The 16,502-nt window shown below is 66.5% G+C and carries 11 protein-coding genes and 1 pseudogene; 4 read left to right on the top strand and 8 right to left on the bottom strand.

Annotation, left to right across the window (positions count from 1 at the left end):
• Nucleotides 1-179: 179 nt before the first annotated feature.
• Both AC1DF3_RS32945 and AC1DF3_RS32940 read left to right on the top strand, forming a co-directional pair.
• Nucleotides 180-2,159, top strand: coding sequence for a serine hydrolase domain-containing protein (locus tag AC1DF3_RS32945; RefSeq protein ID WP_478142247.1), 1,980 nt, complete (start codon nt 180-182; stop codon nt 2,157-2,159).
• Nucleotides 2,156-4,093 carry a serine hydrolase domain-containing protein gene (locus AC1DF3_RS32940; protein WP_478142246.1) on the top strand — a complete coding sequence of 646 codons (1,938 nt, stop codon included), beginning with the start codon at nt 2,156-2,158 and terminating at the stop codon, nt 4,091-4,093. Before AC1DF3_RS32945 ends, AC1DF3_RS32940 begins: the two co-directional genes overlap by 4 nt.
• A 13-nt stretch (nt 4,094-4,106) precedes the next feature.
• Here the strand turns inward: AC1DF3_RS32940 and AC1DF3_RS32935 are convergent, their stop codons facing one another.
• Both AC1DF3_RS32935 and AC1DF3_RS32930 read right to left on the bottom strand, forming a co-directional pair.
• Nucleotides 4,107-5,753 carry an alpha/beta fold hydrolase gene (locus tag AC1DF3_RS32935; protein WP_478142245.1) on the bottom strand — a complete coding sequence of 549 codons (1,647 nt, stop codon included), beginning with the start codon at nt 5,751-5,753 and terminating at the stop codon, nt 4,107-4,109.
• A 79-nt stretch (nt 5,754-5,832) separates the two neighbouring features.
• Nucleotides 5,833-7,047: a M23 family metallopeptidase gene (locus AC1DF3_RS32930; protein WP_478142244.1), complete on the bottom strand. Its 1,215-nt coding sequence runs from the start codon at nt 7,045-7,047 to the stop codon at nt 5,833-5,835.
• 194 nt (nt 7,048-7,241) lie between these two features.
• On the opposite strand from AC1DF3_RS32930, the gene AC1DF3_RS32925 reads away from it, so the two are divergent.
• Nucleotides 7,242-8,345, top strand: a complete 1,104-nt coding sequence (locus tag AC1DF3_RS32925; RefSeq protein ID WP_478142268.1) for a serine hydrolase domain-containing protein — start codon at nt 7,242-7,244, stop codon at nt 8,343-8,345.
• Nucleotides 8,346-8,398: 53 nt separating this feature from the next.
• A complete protein-coding gene (locus AC1DF3_RS32920) occupies nt 8,399-10,117 on the top strand; it encodes a serine hydrolase (protein WP_478142243.1) in 1,719 nt (572 codons plus the stop codon).
• A 99-nt stretch (nt 10,118-10,216) separates the two neighbouring features.
• Here AC1DF3_RS32920 and AC1DF3_RS32915 read toward each other — a convergent pair whose 3' ends face one another.
• The 6 genes and pseudogenes from AC1DF3_RS32915 to AC1DF3_RS32890 all read right to left on the bottom strand — a co-directional run.
• Nucleotides 10,217-12,178, bottom strand: coding sequence for a serine hydrolase domain-containing protein (locus tag AC1DF3_RS32915; protein ID WP_478142242.1), 1,962 nt, complete (start codon nt 12,176-12,178; stop codon nt 10,217-10,219).
• 102 nt (nt 12,179-12,280) lie between these two features.
• Nucleotides 12,281-12,392, bottom strand: a pseudogene (locus AC1DF3_RS32910) (NAD(P)-dependent oxidoreductase); the annotation flags it as partial.
• Nucleotides 12,393-12,561: 169 nt separating this feature from the next.
• A complete protein-coding gene (locus tag AC1DF3_RS32905) occupies nt 12,562-15,507 on the bottom strand; it encodes a Tn3 family transposase (protein WP_478142241.1) in 2,946 nt (981 codons plus the stop codon).
• A gap of 79 nt (nt 15,508-15,586) precedes the next feature.
• Nucleotides 15,587-15,808 carry a hypothetical protein gene (locus AC1DF3_RS32900; protein ID WP_478142240.1) on the bottom strand — a complete coding sequence of 74 codons (222 nt, stop codon included), beginning with the start codon at nt 15,806-15,808 and terminating at the stop codon, nt 15,587-15,589.
• Nucleotides 15,787-16,215 (bottom strand): DUF4158 domain-containing protein, encoded by a 429-nt coding sequence (locus tag AC1DF3_RS32895; RefSeq protein WP_478142267.1) that lies wholly within the window; start codon nt 16,213-16,215, stop codon nt 15,787-15,789. Before AC1DF3_RS32895 ends, AC1DF3_RS32900 begins: the two co-directional genes overlap by 22 nt.
• Before the next feature lie 11 nt (nt 16,216-16,226).
• Nucleotides 16,227-16,502: DUF4158 domain-containing protein (locus AC1DF3_RS32890; RefSeq protein WP_478142239.1), on the bottom strand; the 276-nt coding region annotated here is incomplete at its 5' end.

The following is a 16,502-nucleotide window of genomic DNA, read 5'->3' as shown; positions in this document are numbered from 1 at the left end:
GCAGCCCACCTACAGCATGCGCTCGCCGGGCCACACCGGGATCACCGTGCGCCACTTGATCTTTCACGCCTCCGGCGTGCCTGGCATCAACTCGCGCAACGGCTTCAACTTCGCGCCCATTCCAGGGTATGCCGCCCCCTGGGGATGGGCCGGCCCTGATCGACGACCGCGAGGCCGGCATGACCGTCAAGATCCCCGGCAACACCCTCACCCCGATGACCTCATCCCGTCCCGATCTCGAATCCATCGCCCCCTCGGCGCCTCGCCTGTCACGCCGCGAATGCCTGAACTGGGCGGGGGCGGGCCTGGCCGCACCGCTGCTGCACGCCTGCGGCGGTGGCGGCTCCGGTGCGTCCGTCGCTCTCCCGCTCAGTCCCGATCCTGAATCGGTGCGTTGGTGCCGCGACGCCATTCTCAAGACACTGGCCCGAAGCGACATCGCCACCACCGCCGTGTCCGTGGCGCTGCTGGCCGACGACCGCGTGGTCTGGCGCGAAGCCTTCGGCTATGCCGACCGCGACAACGGCGTGCTGGCCACCCCGGACACACGGTTCAACATCGCCTCGGTCTCCAAGATGGTGGCGGCCCTGACCGTGATGATCCTGCGCGATCGCGGGCAACTGGCGCTGGACCAGCCGCTGGTGGAGTTGCTGCCCGCTTTCCACATGCGCTCGGACGGCTACACCCGCATCACCGTGCGCCATCTGATCTCGCATGCGTCGGGCGTGCCGGGCAACAACTTCCGCAACGGCGTCAACTACATCCCTTACCCGAACTACGCGCAGGACACCATGGAGGCGCTGGCGCAGTCGCGCCTGAAGCACGAGCCGGGCGAGATGGCGATGTACTGCAACGACGGCTTCACGATGGTGGAGCCGTTGGTGAAGCAACTCACGGGGCTGACCTATCCGGAGTTCGTCCAGCGCGAAATCTTCACCCCCCTGGGCATGACTCTCTCGGGCTATGCGCTCGCGCCGGCGGCCGAGGGCACATTCGTGCACCCTTACGACAAGGGCCGGCGACTGGCGCAGCAGTTGCCCGCGGGCTACGCGACCGGGGGCATGGTCTCCACGCCCACCGACCTGCTGAAGTTGGCCCGCCTGCTGCTGGACGAAGGGCTCTACGATGGACAACGCATCGTCTCCGCCGAGGCGGTGCGCGAGATGGGCAGGGACCAGAGAGCCCGCACCCGCGTCATTCCCGATCCCGCTTCTTCGTTGTGGCGCTGGGGGTTGGGCTGGGACACGGTTCGACAGCCGGGGCTGGATGCGGCCGGTCTGCGGGCCTGGAACAAGAGCGGCGCTTTCGAGTTCTTCGGCACCCAGTTCCTGGTGCTGCCCGAGGCCCGGCTGGCCATGATGATCACCGGAAGCGGGCTCGACTACGGGCCGCTGGAGCTGGCCGAAGGGCTTCTGCTGCGCATGGCGGCGGAACGCGGCGTGATCCGCACGATGCCTCCCACCATCGCCTCCGTCGCGCCGCCGCCGGCATCGCCTGCGCCGGACCGCACGGCGTTCCTGGGTATCTACGCCAACAGCAGTGCCCCCCTGCAGGTGCTTGCCGCAGCCGACGGTTCGCTGACCTTGCGCCGATGGAGCCTCGATGGCTGGACCGTCGTGCAGGAACGCCTGCGCGCGCGCAACGATGGCTATTGGTGGACCGACGGGAAAACCGACATCTGCTATCGCTTCCAGACCTTGGCCGGGCATCGCTATCTGAACCAGCGCACGCTTTCGATCAATCAGCTGTACTGGGACGAAGAGCCCATTGGCGAATGGCTGCCGCCACAGGGCACTCCGTTGCCGGACGCGTGGAAGGCCCGGCTCGGCAGCCGCTGGTTGCGCGTGAACGATCTGAACGATTCGATCACGCAGGCCACGCAACGGAAGGTGCCGTGGATCTTCGAGATCGACCAGCTGGCCGAGTTGCCCGGCTACATCCTGGCCAACACCGCGCAGCTGGTACGCGTGATCGACGACAACCAGGCCGGCATGACCATCCAGATCCCCTCCGCCGCAGGGCGCGACCTGTTCGAGCTGAACATGGTGACGGTGAACGGCAAGGAAGAACTGCATACCGGCGTCCTGGTGTTCCAGCGCATGGACGCAGAGAAAGCTCCCACCCCGAAGCCCGCAAGCCTTGCGAACCTGCTGCCATGACCTCATTGCCTGCCGACACCAGCACCACCATGCACATCGACCCGGACGAAGTTTCTTCCCCGCGCCTTTCGCGTCGCCACTGCCTGACCCTCGCCACGGCTGGGCTGGCCGCGCCGCTGCTGCAGGCCTGCGGCGGCGGCAACGCCGGCCCCGGCGCCGGCACACTGCTGCCACAGGGCGAACCCGAATCGGTGCGCTGGTGCCGCGACGCCATTCAAGCGTCAATGAGGCGAAGCAACAGCACCACCACGAGCGCCGTGTCCGTGGCCCTGCTGGTCGACGACCGCGTGGTCTGGCGCGAGGCCTTCGGTTATGCCGACCGCGAGCGTGAGGTGCCGGCCACCCCAGACACCCGCTTCAACATCGGATCGGTCTCCAAGGTCGTGGCCACCCTGGCCGTGATGATCCTGCGCGACCGCGGCCAGTTGACGCTCGACCAGCCACTGGTCGAACTGTTGCCGGACTTCCGCATGCTCTCGCCGGCGTTCAGGCAGGTCACCGTGCGCCACCTCTTGTCCCATGCCTCGGGCTTTCCCGGCAACAACATGCGCAACAACGCGACGTTCGTGCCCTACCTGGACTATGCGCAAGACACCCTGGAGGCGTTGTCGCAGTTGCACCTGAAGCACGAGCCGGGCGAACTCGCGGTCTACTGCAACGACGGCTTCACCATGGTGGAGCCGCTGGTGCGCGCGCTCACCGGGCTGCCGTTCCACGAATTCGTCCAGCGCGAGATCTTCACCCCCCTGGGCATGACCCTGTCCGGCTACCCGGTGACGCCTGCCGCCGAAGGCACTTACGTGCACCCGTACTTCGAGGGTCGCAGCCTGTCGCAGGAGATGTCCACCCCCTTCGCGTCGGGCGGAATCCTGAGCACGCCCACCGACATGCTGAAGCTGGCGCAGATGTTCCTGGACCAGGGCGTCTACCAGGGCCGGCGGATCGTCTCGGCCGAGGCGGTGCGCGAAATGGGCGTCGATCAGAGTGCCCGTACGCGCATCAACCCGGCTGCCTCCTCATGGCGCTGGGGGCTGGGATGGGACTCGATGCAGCAGGCAGGGCTGAACGCGGCCGGTCTGCGGGCCTGGGCCAAGAACGGTGGCACCTTCTTCTTCGCCTCCGATTTCTTCGTGCTGCCCGAGGCCCGGTTGGCCATGCTGATCAGCGGCAGCGGGCACGACTACGAGCCGCGCGCGCTGGCCGAGGGGCTGCTGCTGCGCGCCGCGGCGGAACGCGCAGCGATCCAGGCGCTGCCCCCTGCCATCGTCCCGACGGTGCCACCTTCGGTGTCTCCGGCGCCGGACCGCGCCGCCCTGGTGGGTATCTATGCCAACTCCATCGCCCCCGTGCAGGTCTTGAGTGCGGCCGACGGCTCGCTGGCGCTGCGCCGCTGGAGCAAGGACCAAGGCCGGTGGGACGACGCCAAACAGGAACTGCTGCGCGCGCGAAGCGATGGGAACTGGTGGGCCGACGGACAGACCCGTATGTGCTACCGCTTCCAGACCGTGCTGGGGCACCGCTTGCTGATCGGGCGCACGCTCTCGGCCAACGGGCTCTACTGGGGCGAGAACCCGATGGGCGAATGGCTGCCGCCGCTGTCGACGCCGCTGCCGGCTGCGTGGATCGCGCGCGTGGGGAGTGCATGGCGCTATGTCAGCGACTCGCCCGATTCGCTCGTCAGCCGACTGCTCCCGCCGGTGATCTGGCAAATCGGCGAACTGGCGGAGCTGCCAGGCTACGTCCTGTTGGACAATGAACAGTTGCTGAGCGCGGTGAACGACAACGAGGCCGGCATGACCGTCAAGGTCCCCGGCAACGACGGCCGCGACCTGGCCGAACTTCGCATGGTGATGGGCAAGGACGGGGAGGAAATGCACATCGGCGACCTGGTGTTCGAGCGGGTGGGGGCACAGGCTCCCACTCCTGCGGCTTGACCTCGCACGGCCGCTATCTGGAGAACGTCAACGTGATTTGTGCGGCGCAGGACCGATCGACAGTCCGGCTCGGGTGGTCGAGGAAGGCCGCCATGATGGAAGGCGCACAGGCGGACCTGCCGAGGACCGCGTGCCCGGTGAATGGAAATTCCACCACCTGGGCATTCTGGAGATCCGGGGTGATCAGGTCGACCCACTCGGGCGCGGTGCTGGCGTCGAACAGGCCCTCGAGTATCAACACCGGGACCTCGCTCACGACCGGGGCGCTCACCGATGGCGCCGCCGTGGGGACGTTCCAGATCGGGCACTCGGTGAAGAGTCGTCCCTGTTTGGGTTGCACCCGAAGCACGCGGTCCGGGAAGCCGGGCAGCGCCGACTTCGCATGCGCCAACGCGGCGGCCGCGGTGGTGCGGTTGGCCTTCTCGGCGCAGAACACGGTCATGGCCAGGCCCACGCCGCCCAGCCCGATGACCTCGGCCGGACCCCGCGACGCCAGATAGGTGCCGGCGACCGCCCGGGGGTCTCCTCGCGCCATGTCCGCGATCATCCTCGGGACCCCGGAGGCATCGCCTTGCTCGCTGGCCACGATCACGGTGTAGGCGAAGGCGAAGCCGTCGATGTTCACCGTCACCGGGGGACCGGGTTCGCGATCGACCTGGGTGACGACGGGCGTCCGGTCGAGGCGGTTCACCGTGGCCGTGAAGTCCGCTTCCAGATCCGGATAGGCGGCAGCGCATGCGGGCTGGCCAGCGCAAGCGGCGAAGATCGCCTTGAAAGCGCTGGCCGGGGCCGACCACCAGGTCGCGGCGATGTTGTTCGTGGGGGGCGACACCGAATCGAGGACCACGCTGCGAATGCCCTGCGCGTGGTTGCGCAGGACGGTCAACGCCAGATTGGACCCGTACGAGACGCCGTAGACGTTCCAGCTGCCGATGCCCAGCGCCACCCGCAGCTCGGCGATGTCCGCGGCATTCTCCGTGCTGTTGTAGGCCGCGAGGTCGACGCCGGTCGCGGCCAGCCGGTCGCGGCAGGCTTTCATCGCCGCGGCGTCTGCGACGGTGGTCGAATCCGCTGCGAAGGGAAGGCCGACCGCGTCGTAGATGAACTGCTCCCATTCCGGACACCCGAGGCGCGGGATGGCGCGGTGCGTGCCGCGCTGGTCGACGAAGATGACTTCGCGCTCGGCGTTGAGCCCGTGCCTGACCATGGTCGCCACTTCGAACGAACCAGCCCCGCCGGGCCCGCCCGACAGATACACGATCGGATCGGGCTTCGGCGTCGCGGAGACAGCGGGCGCGCGCATCACGAAGATCTGGATGCGGCGCCCCTGGGGCTTGGAACGGTCCTCGAGAACGCTGAAGTAGCCACACCGGACCCCGGGGGGAAGGTCGAGGCTCGGGACGCCCGCGACGTTCGGCTGGGGGCACGGTGTCGCCTGGAAGGATGCTGCGGCGGGAACGCCGGCAAGCCCGGGCCCGCTGCCGTTCGAACCGCCACAGCCGGCCAGGCCGAGCCAGCCCAGCAGCAGCCCGGCACGACATGCCGCCCGGCGCGCCTTGAGCTTCCAGGGGTTCCGCCGCGTTGCGGTCATCCGCGCACCTTTGTCCGGTGACGCCAGGCCCAGGTCCGACATTGCGAATGCGCGACGCGAGATGTTCATCGTGGAAACCTGTGTTCGGGGCACCATCCGGACCCGTGCCGCGCGGGCATTCGAGGCCGGAGGACAAGCCCGATATGCATCACGGCATGAAAGGAGCGGCCGGAAAGCTCACGACATCGCCGCCCAACGGCAGCGCGTTTCGTCGTTCGCCCGTGATCGTGGTGGAGACCGGAATCGGCTGCAGCGTATCGAAGTACGGCAGCACCTGGGCGAGGGGAGGTGTGCGTCCGGTGAGCATGAAAGCATCGAACTCGAACGGCAAGCCGTTGGCGCGAGTGATCGACAAGTGATCCATCACCTGGAAATGAACGTGCGGTCCGCCACCGGTGCCCGAACTGCCGGCCTTGGCCATCGCCTGCCCCCGCGTGACGCGATCCCCCGGCCGCACCTTCACACTGCCCGCTTGCAGATGCGCATAGGCCGCGAAGCGCCCGTCCCCCAGATCCAGGATGATCCGATTGCCGCCTTCGGTCTGCGCACCGGGTTCCTCCCGCTCCGCGCCCACGCGCAGGTCCGGGTAGCGATCGACGGCGACAGCCACCGTGGCATCGGCCACCGCCAGCACCGGTTGGCCGAATGTCGGAAAACTCGTGGGGAGCAGGGGATCTCCGGCACCGCCCCGGTTCTGGGCATCCAGTTGATTGAAGTCGATCGCGAAGCGCTGCCCCAGGTACCGGCCACCGCCAATCGACAAGAGCGCCCGGCGATGCGGGCCGTCGCAGCAACTGCCCGCGGCGTACCACCGAGCGCCGCCGACCGGGGGGCCGAGCACGACCGGCGACCGGCGATCGACGGCGATCCGGGGGCCCGTGTACGACATGAACCATGCGGGGACGCCGCTCACCGGGTCGATCGACACCCGATGCGCGATGAACGCTGGGACAGTCGCCGCGCTCGCCAGCGGCACGTCGAACCAGACGACGCCCACGGTCGCCGGCGGCAGCACCGCGGTCGGCGCTTCCGTCGGCATGACGAGTGACATGGCCGAAACGAGCGATGCGCCGCTCAGGCGCTGCAGCGTCGCTCCGGTGTCCGCATCCAGAACGGCGATCGAGCTGACGGTGGCGGGGACGGGCAGCCCGTTGGTCAGCAGGAGTTCATAGACGAGGTGAACCTTGCCGTCGCTGCCCGTGAACCAGGTCGGAGGCGAGACGACGCTCTCGACCAACGGCGTGAACTGCCACTCTGCAGGCGGCGACGGCTGCGCATGCGCTACCGGTGCGCGGAGGCCCCACAGCAGAAGCGCTGCGACCATGAAGCGGACAGCGGATGTCCCGATTGCGTGACGCGGCATCTGGAGTGTTCCTCATGGAAGCGTCGCGCAAAGCGGGATTGCAACCGCGCGCCGGCTGGATCTGCTACTGTAGCCGGTCAGTCGCAAGGTCGAAGACGTTTCGACAGCGCCATGCCCAAAACGGGGATCCCGATTGCCGACATCACGCACCAAGATCGCCTCGCGAATGCGCATGATCGCCTGCTGTGGCCGCCATGCAGGGTTGCATCGCTGATGCGGTCGCCGCGGAATGCGCGCCCGTGTTCGCGGCCCCGGTGGCGATGGTTGCGTCGATCTCTTCCACGCTCCAGAGCATCAAGGAAAAGTACCACCTCAACGCGATCATCGTGGGCATCGAGCAGGACGGCACGCCGCTCTATCGGACCGCGGTTGGCGATTCGACAAGGGGCGTCCCTGCGTCGACCGACATGCACTTTCGTGTGGGCGGCATCGGCTGGCAGATGCTGTCGACGGTCCTGCTGCGCACGGTCGAACGGGAACCGGCCACGATCGCGTTGACCGATCGCGTGTCGAAGTGGTACCCGGACTATCCTCATGCGCAGCGCGCAACTGTTCGCATGCTGGCCGCATCGAGCGCCGGCTTCGGGGACTACATCACCACGAAGCGGTTCGTCGCCGAACTCGAGTCGGATCCGTTGCGGGTCTGGTCGGCGGACGACCTCGTCGCGCGCAGTCTGCCGCCGTACCAGACACCACAATTCATCCATCCCGGGCAGGACTGGTCGTATTCACACACCGACTTCGTCGTGCTGGGTGCGGTGCTCGAAAAGGCCAGCGGCAAGACGTACGGGCGCCTGCTGCAGGAGCTGGTCCTTGATCCGCTTGCATTGCGCGACACGCGATTCCAGCTTGACGCGAGTCCCCAGTTGCCTGTGCTGCACACCTTGCAAGAGGAGGATTTCCGGGATTCAACCAATTGGAATCCCTCCTTCGTGTCCTGGGCTGCGGTCACGTCGAACATCTGCGATCTGGGCAAGTGGAACCGGGCGTTCGGCACCGGATCGCTGCTTTCGCCGCGGATGAAAGGCGAGATCGCGTCGCCGGTCAATGTCGGGCTCGGCGCCAATACCGCACAGGGCTACTTCGGGCTGGGCACGCTGGTCTTTCCCCCGTGGATCGTGCAGCGAGCCGCGTACTGGGGCATGTACACGACCACGGCGTACGATTCCACGACGGGAATATCGCTGGCAGCAACCGTCTCGCTGAGTTCCGCGACGCCACCGAACGTGCAGCCGAGCAATGAAATCATCACGGCGATCTCAAAGCTGCTGACGCCTGGCCATCCGGTTCCCAGGTAGCGCATGAGAACGGGGTCGGCACGCATGGGTGACGGCACCGCCACCCCTGCGTGTTGCTTTCGCCGACCGACTACGTCTGTAGTTTGGTCATCCCGACGCACCCCGTGACAATCGGGGCACCGTCCGAATTCGGCCAACCCTCAACATTTGGAAGTTTGATGATCAGTGCGAGCTACCCCGTGCGCTGCTGCGCGCACGCTCTATTTCTGGCGGCAGCTGCCACCTTGGCCGGCTGCGGTGGCGGCGGAACGTCGCTCGCGTCGCTCGGCGCATCGCAATCGCCCCCGCCAATCAATACCACCCCCGTTGCCTCGGCGCAGATCGATGCCGCCGTGGACAAGCTCGACCTGCTGGCCGCCGATGTCATGCGACGCACGAAGATTCCCGGCATGGCGGTGGCCGTGGTGAAGGGCGGCCAGGTCGTCTACGCCAAGGGCTTCGGGGTGCGCCGGGTCGGCTCGCTGGAACGGGTCGATGCCGACACCGTGTTCCAGCTCGCATCGATGTCCAAGCCGATGGCAGCTACCGTGGTGGCCGGGCTCGTGGGAAACCAGACCGTGTCCTGGGACACGCCTGCCGCGACCCGACTGTCCGACTTCGAGATGTCCGATCCAGCGGTCACGCGACAGGTAACGATCGGCGATTTCTTTGCTCACCGTTCCGGCTTGCCGGGAGCTGCTGGCGACAAGCTCGAGGACCTGGGCTATGACCGCCAACAGATCCTGCAGCGCATGCGCTACGTGCCATTGCGTGCCTTTCGCACCACGTACGGCTACGCCAATTTCGGCCTCACGGCGGGCGCGGAGGCTGCGGCCAACGCGGCGGGCATCGATTGGGCCACGCTGTCCGAGCGCACGCTCTATGCCCCGCTGGGCATGCGCGCCACGAGTTCCCGCTTCGCGGACTTCATGCAGCGCGCCAATCGCGCGTCACCGCACGTGATGCGCGACGGGAGCTACCAGGCCCTGTACCAGCGGCAACCCGATGCGCAATCGCCGGCCGGCGGTGTGAGTTCGAGCGTCAACGACGTCGCGCAATGGATGTCGTTGCTTCTTCAGAACGGCAGCTACAACGGGCGCACCGTGGTCAAGCCCGAAGCCTTGTTGCCCGCGATCACTGGACAGATCGTTGATCGGCCGTCCGATGATCCGGCCGTGCGCCCGAACTACTATGGCTACGGCTTCAACGTCGGAACCACGACGGCGGGACGCGTCAAGCTTTCGCATTCGGGCGCTTTCATGCTCGGCGCGGGCACCGCATTCACCGTGATTCCGGCGACCGGAGTCGCGATCGTCACGCTGACCAACGCAGCACCGGTGGGCGCCGCCGAAGCCCTGAACGTCACCTTCGAGGAACTCGTCGAATCAGGTGCGTCCTCGACCGACTGGATCACGCTCTACGCGCAGCGGTTCTTGCCCTTCTATGTGCCCGAGGGGTCGCTGGCCGGCCAGCAACCGCCGTCACAGCCGGTCGCAGCGCTGGGCAGCGATGCCTACACTGGCACGTATGTCAACAGCTATTACGGCAACGCGGTGGTGGAGGCCAGCGGCAGTGCGCTGACACTGAAGATGGGGCCGACGGGCGCGAAGAGCTTTCCGTTGCGTCACTGGAGCGGCAACTCCTACGTCTTCGACCTGTCGGGCGAGAACGCGCCGCCCGGATCCGTCGCCAGGGTCGACTTCAAGCCCGGCGCCTCCGGTGTCGCCGGCAGCCTGACAATGGACTACTACGCCGAGGACATCGCGCGCGGTACGTTCACGCGCACGCCCTGATCCGGTCGGGATGCGGCGGATGGAGCTCGACGGTCATGAGTCTCCCGCGATTCCCGCGCCCTTGTTGGTCAGCCCCAGACCCGACGGGAGTCAGGCCAGTCAAGCCGCCGCCGGCGACGCCGCGACGCGACGGTACACCAGGGTGCCCTGGTGCAGTTCTTCAGACGGCGCCGCGCCGCCTTGCGCCGCATCCTGCACCGGCACCATGCGCAGTTCGACCAGGTCGCGGCCGGCGTAGCCGGGCGCCTCGATCGTCATGCCCGCATTGCGATCGTCGACCACCTTCAGCAATTGCAGGTTGTTCCATAGCACATAGCCCGGCAGTTCCTTCAACTCGCCGATGCGGCCGATCTTCGGGCCGTACACCTGGACCAACGACTGCGGGGATTCATTGACACAAGTCCATTGCGTGCCCACGCGCGCGCGCCACGCATCGGGCAGCGGCGTGGCCAGAGGGGGCAGTCGTTCGCACACGACCTTCTGCTTCCGGTAGAACCGGTTTTCCGAGAGCACGATCGCAATCATGTAGCGATGCCCCCGCACGGTCTCGAAGCGAACGCCCAGATCGGGAGCGCCCTCGAAGGACCACATGCCGTCGCTACCTGCGCGCAGCGGAGTGTCCATGCCCGGCAGCGATTCCCATTGGCCGCTCGCCGAAAGGTGGGTCAGCATCAGCGAGCCGTCGCCCGAGGCCACGATCTGAAAGGGGCCGATGTCGCAGGCATACACGCCCGTCAGTTCCGCGAGGTTGGCCGGCGCCGGGGCGGGCGCGGGCGCGGGCACGGCGACATTGAGGACGGGGGGCAACGCGGCGATCGCACCTCGCTCCTTCGCGGCCCGCAACAGCAGGCCCTCGGAAAGCGGCAGCTGGCCGTAATCTCGCCCGTTGCCGACAATCAACACCGCCAGGCGTTGCTCGGGCAGCACGAAGAACTGGGTCGAAAAGAAGTCGGTGTCGCCGGCCTTCTGCCACGCCCGCAGGCCTGCGGCCGCCAGGCCCTCATGCCGCACCATGTCCCATCCCAGGCCCCAGGCAGACGACGCGGGCGTCGGGTTTATGCGCACCCAGGGCGCCTGGTCCACGCCCATGTCCCGAATGCCTTCGGCGGAAACGATCCGCCGGCCCTCGAACATGCCCTGGTCGAGGAACAGGCGCGCGAGCTTCATCATGTCGGTGGGCGTAGAGAACGCGCCGCCGGTCGCATACGCGGACGTCATCTCCTGCGGCGTGCGCTGCCCCTTGTAGTAAGGGTGCACGAAGCTCCCCTCAGGCAAGGGCACGAGCGGATAGCCGGAGAGACCCATGCCCAGCGGATCGAAGACCTGTTGCTGGATGAAGTCGGTGAACGATTGCCCGGTCAGTGCACGCACCAGCGGCTCCACCAGTGTGAAGCCGTCGTTGCAATACACCGCCAGTTCGCCCGGCTCGTGCTTCAGGTGCGACTGCGAGATCGCGACCAGCGTGTCCTGGGCGTAGTCCAGAATGGGAATGAAGGCGAATAGGTTTCGGTCGTTGACGCCCGGCAGCCCCGACGAGTGCGAGATGAGTTGACGCACCGTGATGCGGGTGAAGCCCGGAGAGAGCATGCTGAAGCCCGGCAGCAGTTCCACCAACGGTTGATCCAGCGTCAATCGGCCCCGGTCGCGCAGGATCATGACCGCCAGCGTCGCCAGCAGCTTGGCGACTGAACCGATGTTCAAGCGCATGTCGACCGTCGCCAGCATGCCGCTCTCCCGATTGGCAAAGCCGAAGGCTTCGCTCCAGACCACGCGATCGTCGGCGAGCAACGCGACGGACACGGCCGTCGTGGCGCTGTCGCTGCGGGCCAGCGCGGCCTGGATGCCTTGCCGGCACCAGCGCACCGATTCGGCATCGGACCACGCCGATGGCTGAGAGATCGGGGCCACCGCATCGTTCGAGCTGCCCCCGCAGGCCTGGAGCAAGGGGGCCGTCAGTCCCGTGGCGGCGAGTCCCCACTGCCCAAGGCGTCCGAGGCAATGACGACGTGACAGGGATTCAGCCTGGGCCGCGCCGTGGGCATCAAAGGGAGGGGTGGTCATGGGGCGGCGATCGTGAGGGTGCGCGATTTTGCGGCGTTCCCACCGGAGCCCAAATTACGCATGTAACTTCCAGTGCGCCGATCGCCCGACCAGCAGGCGGGCCGGCCGTCCTTGGCACGTTCCAGAACGGATGCGCGGGCGGCAGGGGCTCGACCCACGCGACGTCCAGCGAGGCCGCTGCAACCTTGCCAGACTCGATCGCTTCGAGCAGGTCGGGGTTGTCGTACTTTTCGTGCAAATCGGTGCGCTTTGCTTCAGAAAATCCTTTTCCGACAACCACTTGCGAACCAGGTGTTTTCGTCGGTCCTCGTGCTTTTTGCGCAGAAAGGTGCGCTTTGGCTGTCGAGGTGGGGGAGGGCGCTTGCGCCGATCGCGCACCCACGCTATCCGCGCGACGAAGCTGCCTGCCTCGTGTTCGGTCGCTGAACAAGCGCGTCGGCGTACCTCTCGACGCTGAATTTCATCGTGCCGCGAAAGTTGATGTGCGAAAAGTGCGCTGGCCCGATGCGGCGCAGCCACTCGTCCTCGATCCGGGTTCCTTCACGTTTCAGCCTTTCGACGACCTCATGCATCCGGCTCGTGTTCCAGGCCAGCACTATGTTCGTCAGCAGTGCGTGCGAGCCCGAGATCGCCAGCATCTCGTCGCGCCGCCGGCCGCGCTCTGGCGCAACCTTGCCGCTGTACACCGCGCGCTGGAGCTGATGCACCGATTCGCCCCGGTTCAGTAGCGTGTGGATCTCGCGCCGGAAGTCCTCGATGGCGATGTAGTCGCACAGGAAGACTGTGCGCAGCAGCCGTCCCAAATGTTCAGCTGCCCGATGCAGCGGGTCACCTTGCGCAGCCGATCCGAAGCGCTGCAGGGCCAGAGTGGCGGAGACACGCCCGGAACGAATGGACGCCGCGAGGCGAAGAAGCTCGTCCCAGCCGCGCTCGATGGCGCTCAGCGAGACGCTCCTCACGGTGACTGCTTCGAGGCCTTCCGGGACCCTGAAGACGCGCGGCAGGTGCAGCTTTCGCTCCGCCAAATCGCGCAGGCGCGGACACAGGTCAAAGCCCAGCAGCTTGGCGATGGCCATCGCCGAATTCGTGTACCCATGGGTATCTACCGCCACCAGCGATAGCCGCATGAGGTCCTCGCCGCGGTTGTTCGTCTCGACACCCTCGATGGCAACCCCGGCCTGCCGTTCGTTGAGCACGATGGGCTGGTCATAGACGATGCCCCATCGGTCACGCACGTGGGTGTACAGGCCGGCGGCGTAGGTGCGCCGGCGCGGATCGACCCGGGCGTTCCACAGGTGGCGGGAGGCGTCCAGTGACATCATGTCGGCCGAGGCCTTGTCACCGTCACCCCAGAGGGCAGCGATCGGGATCTGGCTCTGGAACTGCGCGATACGTTCATTGGCGCGTCGAAGCCGGCCGCTGCCTTCCAGGGCTCGCATCGCCACGGAGATCTGGCTTGGCTCCAGCCCCGGGATCATCGATGCGACCCCTTTGGCGTCGATGTCGGTGCCGTGCGCCAGTAAAGCGCCATACAACGCAACGAGCTCATCCGCGGACTGCGCCCGGTGCCCGAGCAAGGCATCGCTGAAGTTGGTCGCCGCATCCAGTTGCATCAGCAGGTCGGGGAACTGGACGTTGCCGATGAGCTTGTAAACGGTCTCGCGCGTGCGCACCGGTTCGCTCTTCTCGGGGAGGGCGGTGATGGCGGGCAGGCGCAGCATGCCGTCGGCGCTGATCTCGACCTTGCCCCGGTCCAGCGCATCACAAACCGCTGCGCTTCCCGCGACCAGGTTGGCCAACAACGGCTCCAGGAATTCCCGGGGTGACTTGGGCATCCCCAGGAGTTCGACGTGTTGCTCACGTTGCGATTCCCAACGGGCCGGAGGGATCAGCATCTGGTCGCGCTCCCGGTAGCTCAACGAGTGATCGATCCAGACGCTGCCGCGACGAAGGCTCTTTCGCAGCGACATCATCGTGCAGGCTTCCAAAGCCCGAAGGCTCGAGCGGGGGTCAAGATCGTGGACGAGACCGTGCCAAGCGGCACCCACTTCCGGAAGTTGCACGCCTTCGGGAATTTCGGCAGCAGCACCGCGTCCTTGCAACGCCGTCCACGCCCTCCACTGCTCGAATCCACGGTCGCCCTTGCGGCCCCCGAACGCCAGATCCTTTAGCGATGTCAGGCAGGCATGTACCCGCTGAACGTCCTGTGCCAGTGCCTGGCGAACTTGCGAAACGAAGCTGCCGGTGGTCACGCCGCCAAACTCGTCGAGCAACTGCCGAGCCCGCAAGACGCGATCCTGCCAGGTCCTGGCCTCATCGTGAAGGATGGCACTGGCCTGCGCCGCTTGCTTGAGCAGCCCTGTGGTGGCGCGTGCGCGGCTTGCCTGAGCGCGATCGGCAGCTTCGCGAAACAGTTGTTGGCTGCGTCGGCTCGACTGAAGCAGCGCCACATCGGTGAGTTCAAGAAGCGTGATCCGCAGAAAGCATACCAACTCGATCATCTGCCGCGATGGCTTGATCTCGCGCGTCTTGGCCGGGCGTCGCGCCTGCACTTGCCTGGCGTATGCCTGCTGCTTGGCCAGCGTCACGCCGCTCAGGTCCCAAGTGTCGGCTCCGAGCGCCTTGAGAAAGCGCACCTTCTCCAGCGTTTCGGCCAAGCTTGCCGGTCCATGTCGCCGCGAGGGCGTCTTCAGCCATTCCAGGTGGGTGGAATCCGTCTCGGGCCGAATGCAGTAGGCGAGGGCGCTCAGTTGGCGCGCCTTCGCGACCGGAACAGCGGCGCTGACATGGGCAAGGACGCTCGCCTCGATGGCGGCTAAGGCGTCGCGGGCCCAGTCCTTGAGGCGGCGCGGACCGGGAATCACGATCCGGCGGGTGTACAGCCAATGGCAGGCCGACCGTACTAGATCGTCGGGATGAGTAGCCTCCTGTGCGTGAATGCGAAGCACATCGGTCCGTTGGATCTCATCACCTTGATCAAGATCTCGAAGGCCGAGGTATGTCTTGGCCCAAAGCTGATGCTTGAAAAGCGTCTGGCTTCGTCCGTAGATCGAGCGCAGCGTCGCAATGGATGGTGGGGAGATGCCCAACAGCTGAGCCGTGTGCCGTAGTAGGCTTCGCGGCAAGACGTTGAAGCCGTCGAGCGGTCGACCGGTGGCGCGCATGAATAGCATCATCAAGGCAGCGGGCAGGCGGTGGCCGGCTCGAAATTGCTGCTTGATCGCCTCAGCTTCCGCCGATCCAAGCTCGAAGAACTGCTCGCGGTCGAACTCGCTCAGCCGGGATGGCAGGGCCTCCTGGCCGACGAATCGCAGGGCAAAGGAGGGCATGGCTGGCTCCGAAACGCAGGGCCGTCAATGTACTGGCTTCGATCCCTGGCAGGGCGACGCGCGTCTGGCACCTGCGCCATCAAACGTAAGTCCGCATGGCTGCTGGGCGTGCGAGAAAGCGCACCGATTTGCACGAAAAGTACGACAACCCCAAGTCCTGCCGGTTCCGCTCAATGCGCAGGGTCATCGACGGGCGCCGCAGTTGGACATGGGCGGCACAGGCCTGCTGCTTCGCCAAGGCGATGGCATCGAGCGCCCACTGGTGAACTTCGAGTTCCTTCAGGCTGCGGATCTTGGCCAAGGTTTCGGCCAGGGTGCTCGCCGACCAGGAGGGGCCTTGAGCCACTCCAGGTTCGTCATTTCCTCGCCCTCACGGGCCGTGTACGCCCACTCCCGGCATCGCCGGATAGCAACCGCTCCGACTGCAGTCCAGATTGTGGCCAACATCCTGGATTCGGCGACGGAAAAGGCGTCGCGGGCCCAGTCGGCGAGCCTGCGAAAACCAGGAATCAGGATGCGGCGTTCGTACAGCCAGATACGCGCCGTACCGATGAGGTCGTTCAGGTGGGCCGCCTGGTCGGACGCGACTGCGAGTAGCTCTTGCAGTTCCACGGTCTGCGTGTCGTCGAGATCCTGCACGCCCAGGTAGTCCTTGGCCCAACGCTGGTGCTCGTAGAGGGTGGGGCGACGCTGGTAGAGCGAGCGCAGGCTGGCGATGGTCAGCGTCGGCGCGCCAGGGCGTCGCTGACGGTACGCAGGAGGTTCTTAGGAACGACGGCGACGCGGTTCAGCGGGCGGCCGCTGGCGCGCAGCTGCAGAAGCAATATCGCCGCCGGCACGCGCCGATCGGCGCGAAACCGTTCGCACAGCGCCGAGACGTCCGCCTTGGTGAGCGTGAAGTACTGCTCGACGTCAAACTCGGACAGCCTGGCAGGCAGGCTGTCCGCTCCGACGTAGCGATGTGCGAAGGTCATGGCGCAGTCCAAGCCTGTCCG

The sequence above is a fragment of the Variovorax sp. 10N432 genome (genome assembly GCF_056394465.1).
Note: the sequence above shows the minus strand (reverse complement) of the source record. Positions and strands in the feature narration are given on the sequence as shown.